The sequence below is a fragment of the Streptomyces sp. NPDC003300 genome, assembly GCF_040610915.1.
Classification (GTDB): domain Bacteria; phylum Actinomycetota; class Actinomycetes; order Streptomycetales; family Streptomycetaceae; genus Actinacidiphila.
This window is the reverse complement of the sequence record NZ_JBEXNE010000046.1, coordinates 13,979-34,456: the sequence shown is the minus strand read 5'-3', so window position 1 is coordinate 34,456 and position 20,478 is coordinate 13,979. Positions and strand designations below refer to the sequence as shown.

Below are 20,478 nucleotides of genomic sequence, written 5' to 3'. Positions count from 1 at the left end.
CCGAGCACACACGTTTCCGCGGGTCTCGTCGAGGCGGTTGTGCCAACGTACTGGAGCGGGCCCCCGGATGCAAATCCGGGGGCCCGCTCCTGGTCCAGTGGTTGACGAGGCGTCAGACCTCAACCACCACAGGGAGGATCATCGGTCGCCGACGGTAGGTGTCGGAGACCCATTTGCCGACCGAGCGGCGGATGAGCTGCTGGATCTGGCGTGCTTCCATCACCCCGTCGGAGGCCGAACGGGACAGCCCCTCCTCGATCTTGGGGATGACGGCGGCGAATGCGTCGTCCTCGATACCCGAACCGCGGGCATGGATGTTCGGGCCGCCGACGATCTTGCCGGTGGTCGAGTCGACCACCACGAAGACCGAGACGATGCCTTCTTCCCCCAGGATGCGGCGGTCCTTCAGCGACGACTCCGTGATGTCGCCGACGGAGAGACCGTCGACGTACACGTAACCGGCCTGGACCTTGCCCGCGATTTTGGCGACGCCGTCGATGAGGTCGACGACCACGCCGTCCTCCGCGATGACGCAGCGGTTCTTGGGGATGCCGGTGAGCTGGCCGAGATCGGCGTTGGCGCGCAGGTGTCGCCATTCGCCGTGGATCGGCATCAGATTGCGCGGCTTGCAGATGTTGTAGAAGTACAGCAGTTCGCCGGCCGAGGCGTGGCCGGAGACGTGGACCTTGGCGTTGCCCTTGTGGACAACGTTGGCACCCCATCGGGTGAGGCCGTTGATCACGCGGTAGACCGCGTTCTCGTTGCCCGGGATGAGGGAGGACGCGAGGATGACGGTGTCGCCCTCGACGATCCGGATCTGGTGGTCGCGGTTCGCCATCCGGGACAGGGCGGCCATGGGCTCGCCCTGGGAGCCGGTGCAGACGAGGACGACCTTCTCGTCGGGCAGGTCGTCGAGGACCTTGACGTCCACGACGAGACCGCTGGGCACCTTGAGGTAGCCCAGGTCGCGGGCGATGCCCATGTTCCTGACCATCGAGCGGCCGACGAAGGCCACCTTGCGGCCGCGTTCGTGCGCGGCGTCCAGGACCTGCTGGATGCGGTGGACGTGGCTGGCGAAGCTCGCCACGATGATCCGCTTGTCCGCCTTGGCGAAGGTCTGCCTGAGCACCTGCGAGATGTCCCGCTCGGGTGCGACGAAGCCGGGGACCTCGGCGTTGGTGGAGTCCGCGAGGAGCAGGTCGATGCCTTCCTCGCCGAGCCGCGCGAAGGTCGGCAGGTCGGTCAGGCGGCCGTCCAGCGGGAGCTGGTCCATCTTGAAGTCGCCCGTGACGACGACCATGCCCGCCGGAGTGCGGATGGCGACGGCCAGCGCGTCCGGGATGGAGTGGTTGACGGCGACGAATTCGCAGTCGAAGGGGCCGATGCGCTCGCGCTCGCCCTCCTTGACCTCCAGCACGTACGGCCGGATGCGGTGTTCCTGGAGCTTGGCCTCGATCAGGGCGAGGGTCAGCTTGGAGCCGATCAGCGGGATGTCGTCCTTCTCCCGCAGGAGGAAGGGGACGGCGCCGATGTGGTCCTCGTGGCCGTGGGTCAGGATGACGCCGACGACGTCGTCGAGGCGGTCCCTGATGGAGGTGAAGTCCGGCAGGATCAGGTCGACGCCGGGCTGCTCTTCCTCGGGGAAGAGCACTCCGCAGTCGACGATCAGCAGCTTGCCGCCGAATTCGAAGACCGTCATATTGCGGCCGATTTCTCCGAGGCCGCCGAGCGGGGTGATCCGGAGGCCGCCGTCGGGCAGGGTCCGCGGGGGGCCGAGTTCGGGGTGCGGATGGCTCAAAAGTCTCTCCCTACCACGCGCGCCGCCGGACCCTCCTGGGTCGCGGCGCGCGTGACATCGTGTTTTCCGTGCGTATGCGGCAGTGCGCATCGTCGGCTGTGCGGTCTTTCGGCTGTGCGGTTGTGCAGTCGTTCGGTTGTGCGGTTGTGCGTGTTCGGACCTATTAAGTTGTGAAGTCTGTGGTCAGAGGTCTACCCCGCCTGCGGCGAGATCCCTCCTGAGCTGTTCGGTGGCGGCCTGGTCCAGCTCCACGAGGGGAAGCCGGAGGGGACCGGCGGGCAGTCCGCGCAGCGCGAGGGCGGTCTTGGTGGTGATGACGCCCTGGGCGCGGAACATGCCGGTGTAGACCGGCAGCAGTCGCTGGTGGATCTCGGCGGCCTTGGTGACGTCGCCGCTGGTGTACGCGTCGAGGAGCGCGCGCAGTTCGGCGGAGACCAGGTGGCCGACGACGGAGACGAAGCCGGCGGCGCCGATGGAGAGCAGCGGCAGATTGAGCATGTCGTCGCCCGAGTACCAGGCCAGGCCGCTGCGGGACATCGCCCAGCTCGCGGCGCCGAGGTCGCCCTTGGCGTCCTTGTTGGCGACGATCCGGGGGTGTTCGGCCAGCCGGACGATGGTCTCGGTGTCGATGGGGACGCCGCTGCGGCCGGGGATGTCGTAGAGCATGACGGGCAGCCCGGTGGCGTCGGCGATGGCGGTGAAGTGCCGGTACAGGCCCTCCTGCGGGGGCTTGTTGTAGTACGGCGTCACCGCGAGCAGGGCGTGGGCGCCGGCGCTCTCCGCCTGGCGGGCCAGTTCCGTGCTGTGCCGGGTGTCGTTGGTGCCGGCTCCGGCGACGACGAAGGCGCGGTCTCCGACGGCTTCCACGACGGCCCGTACGAGCCGGGCTTTCTCCGTGTCGCTCGTGGTGGGCGACTCCCCGGTCGTGCCGTTGACGACGAGACCGTCGTTCCCGGCGTCCACGAGGTGGGCGGCGAGCCGTTGCGCGCCGTCGAGATCGAGGGCGCCGTCCGCGGTGAACGGCGTGACCATTGCGGTCAGGACCCGCCCGAAGGGGGCCGTGGGGGTGGAGGTCGGAGCCATGGGTCCACGCTACTCGGTGTGTGTACGGGCATGCAGCCTCGGGACCTGCGCAAAGGACTCCGGCGGTGCCTGCTCGGGGGTTCAAGCAACGCCGGAGTCCGTTTCAGCAGCCTAGATGAACTTCACGAATGCCTGCAATCTGAACACTTCGGACATTTGACTGCGGTCGCGCCGATCGGTTCCGGCCGTTACGGTGCCACCCGGCCGTTCGCGTTGAACGCCGCGTGTGTCAGCGGCATCAGACCCGCCCACGCGGCCTCCATCCGCTCCCCCACCATCTCGATCTCCCGCTGCGGGAACGACGGCGTGGCCGCCAGTTCGTGCTGCGTCCGCAGCCCCAGGAAGTGCATCAGCGAGCGCGCGTTGCACGTCGCGTACATCGACGAGAACAACCCGACCGGCAGCGTCGCCCGCGCCACTTCCCTGGCCACCCCGGCCGCCAGCATTTCCTGGTACGCCGCGTACGAATGCGCGTACGACTCCTCCATCGCCCCCCGCACCGCCTCGTGCTGCTCCGCGGTGCCGTGCACGAACTCGTACTTCCCCGGCCGCCCCTGCTGCACCAGCTTCCGCTCGGGCCCCGGCACGTAGAACACCGGCTGCAACTCGCGGTAACGCCCGGACTCCTCGTTGTACGACCAGCCGACGCGGTGGCGCATGAACTCGCGGAAGACGAAGATCGGGGCGCTGATGAAGAAGGTCATGGAGTTGTGCTCGAAGGGGCTGCCGTGGCGGTCGCGCATCAGGTAGTTGATCAGGCCCTTGGAGCGCTCGGGGTCCTTGGTCAGCTCTTCGAGGGACTGCTCTCCGGCGGTGGAGACCCGGGCCGCCCACAGGACGTCGCCGTCAGAGGCGCTGTGCTTGACGAGGTCGACGGTCACGTCGTCGCGGAACTGGACGGGGACGGTGGTCCCGGTGGTGGTCTCGGTCGGCACCCGAGGTCCTTCCTGCTTGGCGGCTGTGCGGTTGAGCTGGTGTGCGGTTGAGCTGGTGTGCGGTTGAGCCGGTGTGCGGTCCGGCGGCTGTTCTGCCGTGCGGCGCCAGCCTATTCGCTCCGTATGACAGCGTTCGTCGGGCGGGCCAGGGCCGATCGGACGACCCGAGGTAGCCGCGGCGCCGCACGGCGGCTAGCCTCACCCGTCATAGCCCGCTCGTGCCGGAAGCTGCCGGAGACCCGAAGAGGATTCCCCGCGTGTCCCTCCCCCACAATTCCACCACCGCCTTCGTCGATGAGTTCACGCCCGGACGTGCGCTGCCGCACGCCGACCAGGACCGCTGGATGCGGCCCTACCGTCCAGGACCGTGGCGGGTCGCGACCGCGGCGCTGCTGCTGGTCTTCGCCTCGTACCTGCTGTTCGCCGCGCTGATCATGGTCGCCGCGGGAAGCGGGCAGGGCGGCGTCACGTGCCTGCTCTCGGCGTTCGTGATCATCGCGGTCACCCTGCGGCTGCTGCGCGTGGGTGTGTGGGTGAGCGGGAAGGGCCTGCGCCAGGTGGAGTTCTTCTCCACCTCGACGGTGTCGTGGAGCCAGGTGGTCTCGGTGCGCACGGCCCAGCAGCCCGTGCGGGTGCTGGGGCTGCCGCGCAGTGTGCAGGGGCAGGCACTGGTGATCACCCGGCGCGGCGGCCGTCCGCTGCGGCCCATGCTGACCGACCACAACGCGGACTTCCTCGGCCGGGTCGAGGCGTTCGACCTCGCCGCCGACGCCATCGAGGGCTGGGCCGCCGAACTGCGCTGAGCCGCGCTCAGCTTCACCCTCCCGGGTGCACGGCCGGATGAATTCGACCGGGCACACCCGTATGAGGAGTCGCGCCCGGTCGCGGCCCGCCTAGACCCGCTCGCGCACCTCGCGCCCGTCGTGCAGCGCGATGGCCCGCTGCATCGCCTTGCGGGCCCGCGGGGTGTCGCGTGCGTCGAAGTACGCGACGGCGAGCCGGAACCAGTTGCGCCAGTCGTCCGGCGCGGCCTCCGTCTCGGCCTGCCGCTTGGCGAACACCGCGTCGGCCGAGTCGCGGTCGATCCGGCCGCTGGGCGTACGGACCAGTTCGTCCACGGGCAGGCCGCCCTCGGCCTCCAGTTCGCGGCCGAGCCGTCCGGCGTGGCGGGCGAACTGGGTGGTGTGCCAGAGGAACCAGGCGCCGATCAGCGGCAGGACGAGCACGGCGACGCCGAAGACGACGGTGACCGGGCGGCCGTCCGCGATGAGCAGCACCCCGCGGTCGCCGACCAGCACGAAGTAGAAGACCAGCACGACCGCGGACACGGCGTAGCTGAGTTTGGCGCGCATTTCGGTTTCCGTCCTCCGGTTCGGTCCTCCGCGTCAGCCCTCGTCCGGCTGAAGCGCGCGGTGGTCGTCCGAGAGGAAGTGTTCCAGGCCGAAGGTGAGGCCGGGGACACCGGGCACGGTACGGGCCGCGAGCAGGATGCCCGGCATGAAGCTGCTGTGGTGCAGCGAGTCGTGCCGGATGGTGAGGGTCTCGCCGGTGTCGCCGAAGAGCACTTCCTGGTGGGCGAGCAGGCCGCGCAGTCGTACCGAGTGCACCGGGACGCCGTCGACGTCCGCGCCGCGGGCGCCGTCCAGGGCGTGGGTGGTGGGGTCCTCCTGCGGGGCGCGGCCCGCCTCCGCGCGGGCGGCGGCGATGAGCTGCGCGGTACGGGTGGCGGTGCCGCTGGGGGCGTCCGCCTTCCGGTTGTGGTGCAGCTCGATGACCTCGACGCTCTCGAACCAGCGGGCGGCCTGCTGGGCGAAGCGCATGGTGAGGACGGCGCCGATGGAGAAGTTCGGCGCGATGAGCACCCCGGTGGCGGGCGAGGCGGCGAGCCGGCCGCGCAGGGTGTCGAGCCGTTGCGGGGTCCAGCCGGTGGTGCCGACCACGGCGTGGATGCCGTGGCCGACGCAGAACTCCAGATTGCCCATGACGGCGTCGGGGTGCGTCAGGTCGACGGCGACCTGCGTACCGGACTCGGTCAGTGTCTCCAGCCGGTCGTCGCGGTCGATCGCCGCGACGAGGTCGAGGTCGTCGGCCGCCTCGACCGCGCGTGCCGCCTCTGATCCGATCCGGCCCTTGGCGCCGATGACGGCCACACGGAGCTTGCTCATCGTTGTCCTGTCCTCGTCCTTCGCATCTCACATCGGTTGACGGCACGCGCGCCGCGGCTCCCGCGAGCCGGTCCGCTACGCGAGCGCCTCGCGCAGGCGCGCGCCCTGCTTCTCCTTGAGCGGCCCTATGACGGCCAGCGACGGCCGCTGGCCCAGTACATCGCGGGCCACCGCGCGTACGTCGTCCGGGGTCACCGCGGCGATCCGGCCGAGCAGGTCGTCGACGGACAACTGCTCGCCCCAGCACAGCTCGCTCTTGCCGAGCCGGTTCATCAGCGCGCCGGTGTCCTCGAGACCGAGCACCGTGGAGCCGGAGAGCTGGCCGATCGCCCGGCCGATCTCCTCGTCGGTCAGGCCGTGTTCCGCGACCTGGTGCAGCTCGTCCCGGCAGATCTTGAGCACTTCCGGCACCCGGCGCGGCTGGCAGCCCGCGTAGACGCCGAAGAGGCCGCAGTCCGCGAAGGACGAGGTGTAGGAGTACACCGAGTAGGCCAGGCCGCGCTTCTCGCGCACTTCCTGGAAGAGCCGGGAGCTCATGCCGCCGCCGAGCGCGGTGTTGAGCACGCTGAGCGCCCAGCGCCGGTCGTCGTTGCGCGACAGGCCGGGCATGCCGAGGACGACATGGGCCTGCTCGGTGCGCCGGTCGAGCAGTTCGAGGTGGCCCGCGGCGCGGAGCGTACGGCTGCCGGAGCGCGGCGCCATCGGGACGGCGTCCGGGTCGTGCAGGGCGCCCGCGTTCTCGAAGGCGCGGCGGACCTGGCGGACGACGGCCGCGTGGTCGACGTTGCCCGCGGCGGCGACGACGAGCCGCGTGGGGTCGTAGTGCCGCTTGTAGAAGCGGGCGACCTGGTCGCGGGTGAGCGCGTTGATGGTCTCGACGGTGCCGAGGACGGGGCGGCCGAGCGGGGTGTCGCCGAGCATCGCGGTGGTGAACAGGTCGTGCACCTGGTCGCCGGGGTCGTCCTCGGTCATCGCGATCTCCTCCAGGATGACGCCGCGTTCGGCGTCGATGTCCTCCTGGCGGATCAGCGACCCGGTGAGCATGTCGCAGACCACGTCGATGGCCAGCGGCAGATCGGTGTCGAGCACCCGCGCGTAGTAGCAGGTGTACTCCTTGGACGTGAAGGCGTTCATCTCGCCGCCGACCGCGTCCACGGCCGCGGAGATGTCCAGTGCGCTGCGGCGCTCCGTGCCCTTGAAGAGCAGGTGCTCCAGGTAGTGGGTGGCGCCGTTGAGCACCGGGGTCTCGTCGCGGGAGCCGACGGCCGCCCAGATGCCGAAGGTGGCGGAACGGACGGTGGGCAGCGTCTCGGTGACGACGCGCAGCCCGCCGGGCAGGACGCTGCGCCGTACGGTGCCGATGCCGTCGGTGCCCGGGAGGAGGGTCCGCGTGCGGACGGCCCGCCCCTTGGTGGAGGGGCGGGCCGTCACTGCGGTGGAGCGGGTCGTCACTTCTCCGACTCGTCCTTCGCGTCCTCGGCGTCGTCTTCGCCCTCGATGACCGGGATCAGCGAGAGCTTGCCGCGCTGGTCGATCTCGGCGATCTCGACCTGCACCTTGGCGCCCACACCGAGAACGTCCTCGACGTTCTCGACGCGCTTGCCGCCGGCGAGCTTACGGATCTGCGAGATGTGCAGCAGGCCGTCCTTGCCGGGCATCAGCGAGACGAACGCGCCGAAGGTGGTCGTCTTCACGACCGTGCCCAGGTAGCGCTCGCCGACCTCGGGCATCGTCGGGTTGGCGATCTGGTTGATCACCGCGCGGGCCGCCTCGGCCTGCGAGCCCTCGGTCGCGCCGATCAGCACCGTGCCGTCGTCCTCGATGGAGATGTCGGCGCCGGTGTCCTCCTGGATCTGGTTGATCATCTTGCCCTTGGGGCCGATGACCTCGCCGATCTTGTCCACGGGGATCTTGATGCTGATGATCCGCGGGGCGTTGGGGGACATCTCGTCCGGGACGTCGATGGCCTCGTTCATCACATCGAGGATGTGGAGGCGGGCGTCACGGGCCTGCTTCAGCGCGGCGGCCAGCACGGAGGCGGGGATGCCGTCGAGCTTGGTGTCGAGCTGGAGCGCGGTCACGAAGTTCTTCGTGCCGGCGACCTTGAAGTCCATGTCGCCGAACGCGTCCTCGGCGCCGAGGATGTCGGTGAGCGCCACGTAGTGCGTCTCGCCGTCGATCTCCTGCGAGATCAGGCCCATGGCGATACCGGCGACGGGGGCCTTGAGCGGCACACCGGCGTTCAGCAGCGACATGGTGGAGGCGCAGACCGAGCCCATCGACGTGGAGCCGTTGGAGCCGAGCGCCTCGGAGACCTGACGGATCGCGTAGGGGAACTCCTCGCGGGTCGGCAGGACCGGGATCAGGGCGCGCTCGGCGAGCGCGCCGTGGCCGATCTCGCGGCGCTTGGGCGAGCCCACGCGGCCGGTCTCACCGACCGAGTACGGCGGGAAGTTGTAGTTGTGCATGTAGCGCTTGCGGGTCTCGGGCGCCAGGGTGTCGAGCTGCTGCTCCATGCGGAGCATGTTGAGGGTGGTGACGCCCAGGATCTGGGTCTCGCCACGCTCGAACAGCGCGGAGCCGTGCACGCGCGGGATGGCCTCGACCTCGGCGGCCAGCGTACGGATGTCCGTGACGCCGCGGCCGTCGATGCGGACCTTGTCCTTGATGACGCGCTGGCGGACCAGCTTCTTGGTCAGCGAGCGGTACGCGGCGGAGATCTCCTTCTCGCGGCCCTCGAACTGCGGGAGGAGCTTCTCGGCGGCCAGACCCTTGACGCGGTCCAGCTCGGCCTCACGGGCCTGCTTGCCGGGGATGGTGAGCGCCTGGGCCAGCTCGCCGGTGACGGCGGACTCCAGGGCCTCGAACACGTCCTCCTGGTAGTCCAGGAAGATCGGGAACTCGCCGGTGGGCTTGGCGGCCTTGGCGGCCAGCTCGGACTGCGCCTTGCAGAGCGTCCGGATGAACGGCTTGGCGGCTTCGAGGCCCGCGGCCACGATCTCCTCGGTCGGCGCCTCGGCGCCGCCCGCGACGAGCTGGATCGTCTTGGCGGTGGCCTCGGCCTCCACCATCATGATCGCGACGTCGCCGTCCTCGAGGGTGCGGCCCGCGACGACCATGTCGAAGACGGCGTCCTCGAGCTCGCTGTGGGTCGGGAACGCGACCCACTGGCCCTTGATGAGGGCGACGCGGACGCCGCCGATCGGGCCGGAGAAGGGCAGGCCCGCGAGCTGCGTGGAGCAGGAGGCGGCGTTGATCGCGACCACGTCGTACAGGTGGTCGGGGTTGAGCGCCATGACCGTGCAGACGACCTGGATCTCGTTGCGCAGGCCCTTGACGAAGGACGGGCGCAGCGGGCGGTCGATCAGCCGGCAGGTGAGGATCGCGTCCTCGGAGGGGCGGCCCTCGCGGCGGAAGAAGGAACCGGGGATCCGGCCGGCCGCGTACATGCGCTCCTCGACGTCCACCGTGAGGGGGAAGAAGTCGAAGTGCTCCTTGGGCTGCTTCGAGGCGCTGGTGGCCGACAGCACCATGGTGTCGTCGTCCAGGTAGGCCACGGCGGAGCCGGCGGCCTGACGGGCCAGGCGGCCCGTCTCGAAGCGGATGGTGCGGGTGCCGAACGTGCCGTTGTCGATAACGGCTTCGGCGTAGTGGGTCTCGTTCTCCACTATGGGGATTCTCCTCGTCCATGCCCGCAGGGCGTTTCCCTGGCGGGCCATCGGTGGAGGGGCGTCCTGTTACCGGTGCCGGTCTTCGATCGAAGCCTCCGGGGCGTGTGTCTTCCGGAGGCCACTACCGAGGACCGGCTGTTCGGCGATCAGGAGGACGCTCCTCCTCATACTTGATAACCATTGCACCAGACGACGGAGACATCACGCACTTCATGTGCGCGCTTCGTCGCTCGGCGCGTATATGGCCACTACGGCGATGCTTTGCCGTACACGGCGCGTATCGCGTATACGGCAAAGGGGGAGCGGCCCCGACTCGCGGGTACCGCTCCCCCTCCACGGCGTCTTAGCGAACGCCCGCGGCGCCGGCACGGATGCCGAGGCGCTCGCGGAGCTCACGGAAGCGCGTGATGTCCTTCTTGGCCAGGTACTGCAGCAGACGGCGGCGCTGGCCGACCAGGATCAGCAGACCACGACGCGAGTGGTGGTCGTGCTTGTGGGTCTTGAGGTGCTCGGTCAGGTCCGAGATACGGCGCGAGAGCAGAGCGACCTGGACCTCGGGGGAGCCCGTGTCGCCCTCCTTGGTACCGAACTCGGCGATGATCTGCTTCTTCGTCTCGACGTCGAGCGACATACGGACTCCTCAGGTATCAGTGGCCTCCGAGCGCCCCCGGTATTCATCGCGGGGGATGCTTCGTTGACTCGCGAGGCGCGGGATCACGGGGTGTGTACACACACGTGACCGTCACCCAGAGTACCAGCCCGCGGCGGTCCGCTTACCCGCGGGTCATCTCCGGGTGCGGGCGGGGACGCCGCCCGGCGCGTGAGGGTGGTGTGCGAGGGGCACTCACCCATGAGGGCGGGCCTGACATCGGAAGGCTACCGACGATTAGTCTTGCCCCTGACGGGGAGGGGGATCGGACATGGGATGCGTGGGTATGCGCGCAGCGGTGCGGTCCCGCGACGGTGTCCCGCGCCGACGAGCGGCTTTTTACGGGCCGGACTCGTCGCGGGGACACGGTGAAGCAGCAGACCAGGAGGCATTGTGAGCAGCGATCGGGACGACAGCCGCGTGGGCGGGGCCGGCCCTGTCGAGGACCGGGGCGACGCCGACTACACGGGTGAGTTCAGCCTGGGCGACGCGGCGCCCGCCTGGTACATGGGGGACGCGGGCGGCTCCGCGGACGCCGACGACGCCGATGAGGCGGCGGACAGCGGCTCGGATTCCGGCGCTGGCGCCGATTCCGGTTCCGTTCCTGTCACGGATTCGGGGTCCTTCACGGGCTCGGGTCCGCAGACGGGCGCGCGGTCGGACCGGCGCTCGGATACGGGTGCCGCAGGTTCCTCCCCTGCTTCTGTTCCCGGCTCCGAGCCGGGGGCGGGGCTGACGGGTGACGCGGCCGGTTCGTCGGAGTCGTCGGAGTCGTCGTGGTCCGCCGCCGCCGTGCCGTCGCTGCCCCTGCCCACGCCCGGCCCTTCGGCGTCGGCGGCCGAACCGTCCTGGTCGGCCGCGGCCGTACCGTCGATCCCGGTTCCGCGCGCCGCGTCGGCCGAGTCGGCGGGCGAGCCCGCGCGCGCGTCGGCGGGCGCGGACCGTTCGGACGGCTCGGACCGCTCGGAAGGTGCGGCGAAGCGGGAGTCCGAGTCCGCGCCTGCGGCTGAGGCCACGTCCGAGCCGGAGCCGGTACGGGCTTCCGCGTCGGGGTCCGGTACGCCCGGCGGTTCGGGATTCCCCGCTTTCGGGGGCCGCGAGGACGGCGCGCCCGACGCCACGGTGCGCTTCTCCGCCGCCGCGTTGCGGCGCGAGGTCGAGGAGCGCGAGGCCGGCAAGCGGAAGCCGCCGGAGCCGGCCGTCTCCTCTCCTACGTCCTCTTCTACGTCTTCTACGTCCTCGTCCGCCGCCGATGACGAGCCTGCGGAGGCCAAGCCCGCCGCGCCCGCTCCCGCTGCCCCTGCCGCTACCGCTGCCGCGAAGCCGTCGGCACCGTCGGAGCCCGAGGCCGAGGAGGCCCCGGCCGCGCCTCGTGCCCCGGTCTGGGTGCCGCTGCCCGGCGCGGCGGACGCCCTCCCGTGGGCGCCCGGCGCACCGCGCGGCCCCGTACCGCCGCTCCCCCCGGACTTCGAGCGCGCGGAGCCCTCGCACGCCGCCCCGGACAGCTCCCCGGCCGCCCCGCGACAGGGGTACGGTTTCCCGCCCGCCGCCGACGCACCCGCCGCGCCCCTGCACCCGGGCGGCCCCAACCCGCCCGCACCCCAACAGGGTTACGGCAATCCCCCGGCGGCCAACGCTCCGGCGGCACCTCCGGCCGCACCCCTGCACCCCGGCGGCCCCAACCCGCCCGCACCCCAACAGGGTTACGGCAATCCCCCGGCGGCCAACGCTCCGGCGGCACCTCCGGCCGCCCCCTTGCACCCCGGCGGCCCCAACCCCCCTGCCCCGCAACAGGGTTACGGTTTCCCGCCGCCGACCGGCGAGCCCGCCGCGCCACCGGCAGCGCCGCTGCACCCCGGCGGCCCCAACCCGCCCGCACCCCAACAGGGTTACGGCTTCCCCCCGCCGACCGCCGAGCCCGCCGCACCACCGGTCGCACCACTGCACCCCGGCGGCCCCAACCCGCCCGCACCCCAACAGGGTTACGGCTTCCCCCCGCCGACCGCCGAGCCCGCGCGGCAGGGGAACGCGGGTCCTGCGGCGGCGGCGCCGTTGCACAGCTTCCCGCCGCCGACCGGGCAGCCGGTGAACCTCCCGGCCCGTCAGGAGCCCCCGGCCGCCGCGCAGCCGGGTCCGGTCCAGCAGCCGGGCCAGCCCGTGCCGCCGACCGGCTACGCGCAGCCGCAGCCCCACCCTCAGTCTCAGCCTCAAGCGCAGCCGCCCGCGCCGGTCGCGGGGACGCCGGAGGCGCCGCAGGGCCAGGGGTACGGCTTCCCGCCGCCCGCGGCGCCGCACGCCCCGGTCCCGGCGCCCGCTCAGGTCCAGCCGCCGCGGGCACCGGAGCCGCAGGACGCGGTGCCCGAGCCGAACGACGCGGTGCCCGAGCCGAACGACGCGGTGCCGCAGGACACCCCGGAGCGGAATCTGCCCGCGCCGACCGGCTTCGGAGCGCCGCCGCAGGGCGGGCCGCAGCCGTACACGGCGGGCCCCGTACCGTCGGGACTGCCGCACGAGCCGGTGGCGCCGCAGCAGGGCGCGGGTCCCGCGCAGGGCAGCGGTTACGGCTTCCCGCAGCACGCGCAGCCGGGCCAGGACCAGGCGGCGCCGCTCCAGCCGCTGCCGCAGCAGGGCGGTTACGGCTTCCCGCAGCCGGGGCAGCCGCACCAGCCCGCGCGGCCCGACCCGCAGGGTCAGCAGCAGGCCCCGCAGCCTCCGCCTCCGCAGCCGCAGCCGCAGGCGCCGGCCGACCCGCGGATGGGCGGCTGGCCCACCGTCAGGCCCGACCAGCGGCAGCCCACGACGCAGGGCGGCACGCCGCTCGGCTACACGGCGGCCGTGGAGCTGTCGTCGGACCGGCTGCTGCGCAATCCGCCGAAGGCGAAGCGCGCGGGCGCGAACGCGCAACCGTCGCGGTTCAAGATCGGCGGCAAGAAGGAGGAGGCGGAGCGGCAGCGGAAGCTGGAGCTGATCCGTACGCCGGTGCTGTCGTGCTACCGGATCGCGGTGATCAGCCTCAAGGGCGGCGTGGGCAAGACGACCACGACGACCGCGCTGGGCTCGACGCTGGCCTCCGAGCGGCAGGACAAGATCCTGGCGATCGACGCCAACCCGGACGCGGGCACCCTCGGCCGCCGGGTGCGGCGCGAGACGGGGGCGACGATCCGCGACCTCGTACAGGCGATCCCGTACCTCAACAGCTACATGGACATCCGCCGGTTCACCTCGCAGGCGACGTCGGGGCTCGAGATCATCGCGAACGACGTGGACCCGGCGGTCTCGACGGCGTTCAGCGACGAGGACTACCGGCGGGCGATAGACGTGCTGGGCCGCCAGTACCCGGTGATCCTCACGGACTCCGGCACGGGTCTGCTGTACAGCGCGATGCGCGGAGTCCTCGACCTGGCCGACCAGTTGATCATCGTGTCGACGCCGTCGGTGGACGGCGCGTCCAGCGCGAGCACCACGTTGGACTGGCTGTCGGCGCACGGGTACGCGGAGTTGGTGTCGCGGAGCATCACGGTCATCTCGGGGGTCAGGGAGACCGGCAAGATGATCAAGGTCGACGACATCGTGGCGCACTTCCAGACCCGCTGCCGCGGTGTCCAGGTGGTGCCCTTCGACGAACACCTCGCCGCGGGCGCGGAGGTCGACCTCGACATGATGCGGCCCAAGACCCGCGAGGCGTACTTCAACCTGTCGGCGATGGTCGCGGAGGACTTCACGCGGGCCCAGCAGGCGCAGGGGCTGTGGACGGCCGACGGGGTCAACCCGCCGCCGCACCAGGCGCCGCCGATGCCGGTCCAGGGCGGCGGCCAGGCCGGTCCCGGCTACGGCCCCTACGCCGCTCCGCAGGGCGGTTTCCCCGCGCCGCCACCGCCGCAGCAGGGCGGTTACCCTCCGCCGCAGCAGCCCCAGCAACCGCAGCAGGGCGGCTATCCGGCACCGCAGCACGGCGGTTACCCGGCGCCGGGTCAGGCGGGTCAGCCGGGACAGCCCGGCCAGCCCGGTGCGTACGGCGGTCCGCCGCAGGCGCCGCAGCCGTACCCGCCGGGCCAGCAGGCGGCGCCCGCGCCCTTCCAGCCGCAGTCGCCGCAACCCCAGGCCCCGCAGCCGCAGCAGGGGTGGCCGCAGCAGCCCGCGCCGCCGCAGGGCGAGCAGCCGTACGGCGGGCCGCCGCAGGATCCGCAGAACCCGCAGGCGCCGCAGCTCCCGCCGGGGTACGGCTACCCGCCGCCGCCCGCCCCGCAGTAGCCGGGGGCAGGCGGGCCCGCACGGGCGCACAGCGCGGACACAGGGGCCGCCACCACGCGTTGTCGCTGGTGGCGGCCCTTGTCGTCCCCGGCCGCAGCGGCGGCCGGGCGGCGCGTACAACAGTTGGTGTACGGGGCGTCCCCCCGGAGGCGCACGCGGGCGGGGCGGGAATCCGCCCGTGGACCGTCGCCGCGGCGGGCGCGGAGAACAAGGATGGAATCATCCCTTCCCGCTGACGCACCGCCGAGGACGATCCGATGATCGAAGCCCACGCCCTGACCAAACGGTACGGCGAGCGCACCGCCGTGTCCGACCTGAGTTTCACCGTCCGGCCCGGCGTGGTGACCGGATTCCTCGGCCCCAACGGCGCCGGGAAATCGACCACGATGCGGATGATCCTGGGCCTGGACGCGCCGACGTCGGGCGGTGTCACCGTCAACGGCAAGCAGTACGCGGAGCACCGCGCGCCGCTGCACGAGGTGGGCGCGATGCTGGAGGCGCGCGCCATCCACACCGGCAGGAGCGCGTACAACCACCTGTTGTCGCTGGCCGCCACCACGGGGATTCCGCGCCGCCGGGTGGACGAGGTGATCGACATCGTGGGTCTGGGCGAGGTGGCCCGCAAGCGGGTCGGCGGTTTCTCGCTCGGCATGGGGCAGCGCCTCGGCATCGCGAGCGCGCTGCTGGGCGACCCGGCGACGCTGGTGCTGGACGAGCCGGTCAACGGCCTGGACCCGGAGGGCATCCTCTGGATCCGCAATCTCCTCAAGGACCAGGCGGCGGAGGGCCGTACGGTCCTGCTCTCCTCCCACCTGATGTCCGAAATGGCGCTGACCGCCGAGCACTTGATCGTCATCGGGCGGGGGCGGCTGATCGCCGACACGTCGGTGGAGGAATTCGTGCGGGCCGCGGCGGGGACGTCGGTGCGGGTGCGGACCGACGAGGCGGAGCGGCTGCGGAAGCTGCTGGCGGGCCCCGATGTGTCGGTGGCGTCGGTGGAGCGCGGTGTGCTGGAGGTGACCGGGCTCAGCAGCGACCGGATCGGCCGGATCGCGGCCGACCAGGGCGTCGCGCTGGCCGAACTGACGCCGCAGCAGGCGTCGTTGGAAGAGGCGTTCATGGAACTGACCAGGGACGCCGTGGAGTACCAGGCACCGGCGCCCGTGCGCGAGCGGGAAGGACAGGCGGCATGAGCACTGCCACCATCGACAAGGCGCCGGAGACTCCCGGGGCGAGGGTGACCGCGCCGCGCGGCGAGGTCACCCTCGCCCGCGTGCTGCACTCCGAGTGGATCAAGCTGCGGACGCTGCGGTCCACCTTCTACACGCTGATCGCGGGCATGGTCGCGCTGATCGGTTTCGGCGCGCTGTTCTGCGCGGTCACCGCGAACCGCTGGCCGCACATGTCGCCGCACGAGCGGGCCGACTTCGAGCCCGCGCTGACCAGTCTGCGCGGCTTCTTCCTCGCGCAGCTCGCGGTCGGTGTGCTCGGTGTCCTGATGATCACCGGTGAGTACGCGACCGGCATGATCAGGGCGTCGCTGTCCGCGGTGCCGCGGCGGCTGCCGGTGCTGTGGGCGAAGGCCGGGCTGTACGCGGCGGTGACCTGGGTGGTGATGACGGCGGGCGCGCTGATCGCCTTCCTGGTCGGTCAGGCGCTGCTGTCCTCCCGGCACATCGGCACCTCGCTGAGCGACCCCGGCGTGACCCGGATGGTGCTGGGCGCGGGCCTGTACCTGACGGTCGTGGGGCTACTGGGCGTCGCGATAGGCGCCCTGGTCCGCAACACGGCGGGCGGTATCGCCACCGTCTTCGGCCTGCTGCTCGTCCTGCCGGTGCTCGCCGAGGCGCTGCCCACCTCGTGGGCCGACCACATCAACAAGTACCTGCCGAGCAACGCGGGACAGTCGCTGATCTCGCTGCACCAGGACGCCACGAGCCTCGCGCCCTGGACGGGGTTCCTGGTGTTCTGCCTCTACGCGGCGGTGGCGCTCGCGGGCGCGGCGGTGCTGCTCAAGCGGCGCGACGCGTGACGACGGCGTGACGAGGACGCGATGACGTACCCGCTGCCGTCCACCGCGACGGCACAGGACCCGGCTGCCCAGGGGAACGCCCCGCGGCAGCCGGGACCGGCGTCCGCGGACCCAGGCGCGACGGTCCCCTTGAGCACTGGTCCCATGGGCACCGGCATGTCGCCCATGCGATCGGCTGCTACCGGACCGGCCTCCGCGTGGCGGGCGCTGGCCGGGCGGGCCCGGCGGCGGGTGGGACGGCGGCTGCCTCCGATGGTGGTGGACGGCCTGTTCGCCGCCACCCTCTACGTGGGTCTCAGCATGTTGGCGCGGGCGCCGCTGCGGGACGATCCGGTGCCGTTCCTGGCGCTGGGGGCGGGGCTCACGGCGCCGTTGGTGTGGCGGCGGCGGGCGCCGCTCGCGGTCTTCGCCTGCATCGCGGCGACGGCCTTCGTGCAGTGGCTGCTGGACTTCCAGGTCCCGGCCGACGTGGCGCTGCTGGTGGCGCTCTACACGGTGGCCGCGTACTGCGACCGGCGGCGGCTGATGATGGCCTTCGGCGTGCTGGAGGTCGGGGTCGTCCTGGCCACGGTGAGCTGGGCGATGCACGACCGGAGCGCGGGGACCTTCGTCTCGCTGTCGGCGATGGCCGTCGCGGCGGCGGTCTTCGGCGTGAACATGCGCAGCCGCCGGGACCGTCTGGCCTTCCTGGAGGACCGGGCGGTGCGGCTGGAGCGGGAGCGGGACCAGCGGGCGCAGTTGGCGGTGGCCGACGAACGGGCCAGGATCGCACGGGAGATGCACGACATCGTGACGCACAATCTGTCGGTGATGGTGGCGCTCGCGGACGGTGCGGTCTTCGCGCAGCAGCGCACCCCCGAGCGGGCGACGACCGCGATGCGGCAGGTGTCGGCGACGGGGCGGCAGGCGATCACGGACATGCGGCGCTTCCTGGGGGTGCTGCGGGCGGACGAGCCGGACGCGCTGCGGCATCCGATGCCGGGCATCGCGCAGCTCGAATCGCTGGTGGACCAGGTACGGGCGGCGGGGCTGCCGACGGTGCTGTCCGTGGCGGGCGATCCGGGCCCGGTGCCCGTGGCGGCGCAGCTCACCGTCTACCGGCTGGTCCAGGAGGCGTTGACGAACACGCTCAAGCACGCCCCCGCCGGGACCAGCGCGGAGGTGCGGATCGGCTGCGCCCCCGACGCGCTGACCGTGACCGTCACCGACGACGGCCCGGGCACGCACCCCGCGGCGGCCGACACCGCGCACGGCGGCGCGATCGCCGAGGGTGCGGCGGCCTCGGCGGGGCACGGCATACCCGGCATGCGGGAGCGGGCGGCGGCGTACGGCGGTTCGCTGGTCGCGGGGCCGCTGCCCGGTGGCGGCTGGCGGGTCGCGGCGGTGCTCGTCCTCGGCGCCCCGGAGCCGATATGACCGGCGGGGCGGCGGAGCTCGCGCCCGGCGGGAGCGAAAACGACGGGCGCGGAGCCGACGACAGCGGGGCCGACGAGGACGGGGGCGGGCGGGTGATCAGGGTGCTGCTGGTGGACGACGAGCCGTTGCTGCGGATGGCGTTCACGATGGTGCTGGACGCGCAGTCCGACATGCGGCCGGTCGGCGAGGCGGGCGACGGCGCGGAAGCGGTGCGGCTCACGGAGTCGCTGCGGCCCGACGTGGTGCTGATGGACGTCCGGATGCCCGGCACCGACGGCATCGAGGCCACCACGCGGATCGTACGGCGCTGCCCGGATTCCAAGGTGCTGATCCTGACCACCTTCGACCTGGACGAATACGCCTTCGCCGGGCTGAAGGCGGGCGCGTCCGGCTTCCTGCTGAAGAACGCGCTGCCCGAGGAACTGCTGGGCGCCATCCGCTCGGTGGCCGCGGGCGACGCGGTGGTGGCACCGCGCATCACGCGCCGCCTGCTGGAGAACTTCGCGCACCAGCTCCCCTCGGCGTCCGGTGGCTCCGAGGGCGACGGGCGGCTGAACCGGCTGACCGCCCGCGAGCGGGAGGTGCTGGTGGAGGTCGGCCGCGGCCTGTCCAACACGGAGATCGCGGGCACGCTGCACCTGGCGGAGGCGACGGTGAAGACCCATCTGAGCCGGATTCTGGTCAAGTTGGAGCTGCGCGACCGTGTGCAGGCCGTCGTCTTCGCCTATGAGACCCGGCTGATCCGCCCCACCTGAGGCCCGGCGCTCCCCCGCGCTCCCGCCCGAACGCTGTCAGGTGGCTGTCTCACAGGCCCGTCGCGCCGTCGATCCGCTCCCTGAGCAGATCGGCATGCCCGTTGTGCCGGGCGTATTCGGCGATGAGATTCACCAGGATGTAGCGCAGCGATATCTCCTTGCCGGTGACCAGCGAATGGCAGGTGGCGTCCAGCGAGGGCGCCTCGGCGACGATGGTCCTGGCCCGGTTGCGCTCGACCCGCCAGGCCGCGAAGGCCGCCTCCACGTCCCCGTCGAGCCGGTCGAAGCCCTGGTCGGGGTCCTCGTCCGAGTAGTTGAGCATCGGCAGGTCCTCGCCCGCGAAGTGCTGGCGTATCCACCACCGCTCGATGCCCGCGAGGTGCCGTACGAGGCCGTGCAGGCTCAGCCCGGACGGGGGTATCGCCCGGTCCGACAGCCGGGCCGCGGCCACGCCCCGGCACTTCAGCTCGAAGGTCGCGCGGTGCCAGTCGAGGAAGGCGGTCAGGATCTCCCGCTCGCTGCCCGTGGTGGGCAGCGGCGGCCGGTCGTCACCCTCCGCCGTCGGGGAGAGCTGGACGTTCGCGAAGAACGGTACGTACTGCTCGGACATGCGCCAAGTCTGGCAGCGACCACTGACAGAGCGGCTGTGGAACGGCCTGGCCCGAGACTATTCGGCGGCGGGCGACGGCTCGGTCGGCGCGGACGTGGGCTCGGGCGCGGACGTGGGCGGGGCTGCGGCCGAGTCGGCGGCGTCCACCAGGTCCCTGGCCCGCTTCACGTCGTCGGCCATCCGCTCCAGCAGCGCGTCGATGGTGTCGAACTTCTCCATCCCGCGCAGATAGGCGAGGAAGTCCACCGCCACGTGCAGCCCGTACAGGTCGAGGCCGACGCGGTCGATCGCGTACGCCTCGACCGTGCGCGCGGTGCCGTCGAAGGTCGGGTTGGTGCCGACCGAGATCGCGGCGGGCATGGCCTCGCCGTCGACGTGCAGCCAGCCCGCGTAGACCCCGTCTGCGGGGATGGCGGTGTGCGGCAGGGTCTCGACGTTGGCGGTGGGGTAGCCCAGTTCGCGTCCGCGCTGCGCGCCCCGGACGACGACGCCCTCGACGCGGTGCGGGCGGCCCAGGATCTCGGCGGCGCCCTCGACGTCGCCCTCGCCGACCAGCCGCCGGGTCAGGGTGGAGGAGAACGGCTCGCCGCCGCCCGCCTCACCGCGCACGAAGAGGTCGACGACCTCCAGCTCGTAGTCGTACTTCAGCCCGAGCGCGGAGAGGAATTCGACGTCGCCCGCCGCCTTGTGCCCGAAGCGGAAGTTGGGGCCCTCGACCACGTGCTTGGCGTGCAGCCCCTCGACCAGCACGGTCTTGACGAATTCGCTCGGCGTCAGCTTCGAGAACTCGCTGGTGAAGGGGATGATCAGCAGCGCGTCCACGCCGAGGTCCGCGACCAGTTCGGCGCGCCGGTGGTGGGCGGACAGCAGCGGCGGGTGGCTGCCGGGCCGTACGACTTCGCTGGGGTGCGGGTCGAAGGTCACGACGACCGAGGGCAGCCCCAGTTCACGGGCGCGCTCCACGGCGCGGCCCATGATGAGCTGGTGACCGCGGTGGACGCCGTCGTACGAGCCGATGGTGACGACGCTGCGTCCCCAGTCACCGGGAACGTCGTCCAAGCCCCGCCAGCGCTGCACCTTGACGCTCCGCTTCTTCGCCGAATCACTGACCGT

Annotated in this window: 16 protein-coding genes; 6 read left to right on the top strand and 10 right to left on the bottom strand. The window is 71.9% G+C overall.

The window, feature by feature from the left end; translation table 11 throughout:
• Positions 1 to 112: 112 nt before the first annotated feature.
• The 3 genes from ABZX65_RS35350 to thyX all read right to left on the bottom strand — a co-directional run bounded on the left by ABZX65_RS35350 (position 113) and on the right by thyX (position 3,816).
• Positions 113 to 1,798 carry a ribonuclease J gene (locus ABZX65_RS35350; protein WP_355349837.1) on the bottom strand — a complete coding sequence of 562 codons (1,686 nt, stop codon included), beginning with the start codon at positions 1,796 to 1,798 and terminating at the stop codon, positions 113 to 115.
• A 183-nt stretch (positions 1,799 to 1,981) separates the two neighbouring features.
• Positions 1,982 to 2,881: a 4-hydroxy-tetrahydrodipicolinate synthase gene (gene dapA, locus ABZX65_RS35345; RefSeq protein WP_355349834.1), complete on the bottom strand. Its 900-nt coding sequence runs from the start codon at positions 2,879 to 2,881 to the stop codon at positions 1,982 to 1,984.
• A gap of 188 nt (positions 2,882 to 3,069) precedes the next feature.
• Positions 3,070 to 3,816: an FAD-dependent thymidylate synthase gene (gene thyX / locus ABZX65_RS35340; protein ID WP_355349831.1), complete on the bottom strand. Its 747-nt coding sequence runs from the start codon at positions 3,814 to 3,816 to the stop codon at positions 3,070 to 3,072.
• Positions 3,817 to 4,073: 257 nt separating this feature from the next.
• Here thyX and ABZX65_RS35335 point away from each other — a divergent pair, with 257 nt between their 5' ends.
• The gene (locus ABZX65_RS35335) at positions 4,074 to 4,619 is read left to right on the top strand and encodes a hypothetical protein (RefSeq protein WP_355349828.1); all 546 of its coding nucleotides are present in this window, start codon (positions 4,074 to 4,076) and stop codon (positions 4,617 to 4,619) included.
• A 90-nt stretch (positions 4,620 to 4,709) separates the two neighbouring features.
• Here ABZX65_RS35335 and ABZX65_RS35330 read toward each other — a convergent pair whose 3' ends face one another.
• The 5 genes from ABZX65_RS35330 to rpsO form a co-directional block, all read right to left on the bottom strand.
• On the bottom strand, positions 4,710 to 5,168 hold the full coding sequence (locus ABZX65_RS35330; protein ID WP_355349825.1) for a hypothetical protein: 459 nt from the start codon (positions 5,166 to 5,168) through the stop codon (positions 4,710 to 4,712).
• A 33-nt stretch (positions 5,169 to 5,201) separates the two neighbouring features.
• On the bottom strand, positions 5,202 to 5,981 hold the full coding sequence (gene dapB / locus ABZX65_RS35325; RefSeq protein WP_355349822.1) for a 4-hydroxy-tetrahydrodipicolinate reductase: 780 nt from the start codon (positions 5,979 to 5,981) through the stop codon (positions 5,202 to 5,204).
• Between the two features lie 75 nt (positions 5,982 to 6,056).
• Complete coding sequence (locus ABZX65_RS35320; RefSeq protein WP_355349819.1) at positions 6,057 to 7,433, bottom strand: pitrilysin family protein; 1,377 nt, start codon at positions 7,431 to 7,433, stop codon at positions 6,057 to 6,059.
• On the bottom strand, positions 7,430 to 9,649 hold the full coding sequence (locus ABZX65_RS35315; protein WP_355349816.1) for a polyribonucleotide nucleotidyltransferase: 2,220 nt from the start codon (positions 9,647 to 9,649) through the stop codon (positions 7,430 to 7,432). The genes ABZX65_RS35320 and ABZX65_RS35315 overlap by 4 nt, the downstream gene beginning before the upstream one ends.
• A gap of 346 nt (positions 9,650 to 9,995) precedes the next feature.
• Complete coding sequence (gene rpsO, locus ABZX65_RS35310; RefSeq protein WP_033173003.1) at positions 9,996 to 10,283, bottom strand: 30S ribosomal protein S15; 288 nt, start codon at positions 10,281 to 10,283, stop codon at positions 9,996 to 9,998.
• A 411-nt stretch (positions 10,284 to 10,694) separates the two neighbouring features.
• On the opposite strand from rpsO, the gene ABZX65_RS35305 reads away from it, so the two are divergent.
• The 5 genes from ABZX65_RS35305 to ABZX65_RS35285 all read left to right on the top strand — a co-directional run bounded on the left by ABZX65_RS35305 (position 10,695) and on the right by ABZX65_RS35285 (position 18,755).
• Positions 10,695 to 14,552 carry an SCO5717 family growth-regulating ATPase gene (locus ABZX65_RS35305; RefSeq protein WP_355349811.1) on the top strand — a complete coding sequence of 1,286 codons (3,858 nt, stop codon included), beginning with the start codon at positions 10,695 to 10,697 and terminating at the stop codon, positions 14,550 to 14,552.
• 257 nt (positions 14,553 to 14,809) lie between these two features.
• Positions 14,810 to 15,745, top strand: a complete 936-nt coding sequence (locus ABZX65_RS35300) for an ATP-binding cassette domain-containing protein (protein ID WP_355349808.1) — start codon at positions 14,810 to 14,812, stop codon at positions 15,743 to 15,745.
• Complete coding sequence (locus ABZX65_RS35295) at positions 15,742 to 16,584, top strand: ABC transporter permease subunit (protein WP_355349805.1); 843 nt, start codon at positions 15,742 to 15,744, stop codon at positions 16,582 to 16,584. Before ABZX65_RS35300 ends, ABZX65_RS35295 begins: the two co-directional genes overlap by 4 nt.
• A 165-nt stretch (positions 16,585 to 16,749) precedes the next feature.
• Complete coding sequence (locus ABZX65_RS35290; protein ID WP_355349802.1) at positions 16,750 to 18,000, top strand: histidine kinase; 1,251 nt, start codon at positions 16,750 to 16,752, stop codon at positions 17,998 to 18,000.
• 92 nt (positions 18,001 to 18,092) lie between these two features.
• Complete coding sequence (locus ABZX65_RS35285) at positions 18,093 to 18,755, top strand: response regulator transcription factor (protein ID WP_355349843.1); 663 nt, start codon at positions 18,093 to 18,095, stop codon at positions 18,753 to 18,755.
• Between the two features lie 49 nt (positions 18,756 to 18,804).
• Here ABZX65_RS35285 and ABZX65_RS35280 read toward each other — a convergent pair whose 3' ends face one another.
• Both ABZX65_RS35280 and ABZX65_RS35275 read right to left on the bottom strand, forming a co-directional pair.
• The gene (locus ABZX65_RS35280) at positions 18,805 to 19,365 is read right to left on the bottom strand and encodes a DinB family protein (RefSeq protein ID WP_355349799.1); all 561 of its coding nucleotides are present in this window, start codon (positions 19,363 to 19,365) and stop codon (positions 18,805 to 18,807) included.
• A gap of 57 nt (positions 19,366 to 19,422) precedes the next feature.
• Positions 19,423 to 20,442: a bifunctional riboflavin kinase/FAD synthetase gene (locus ABZX65_RS35275; RefSeq protein WP_355349796.1), complete on the bottom strand. Its 1,020-nt coding sequence runs from the start codon at positions 20,440 to 20,442 to the stop codon at positions 19,423 to 19,425.
• Positions 20,443 to 20,478: the final 36 nt, after the last annotated feature.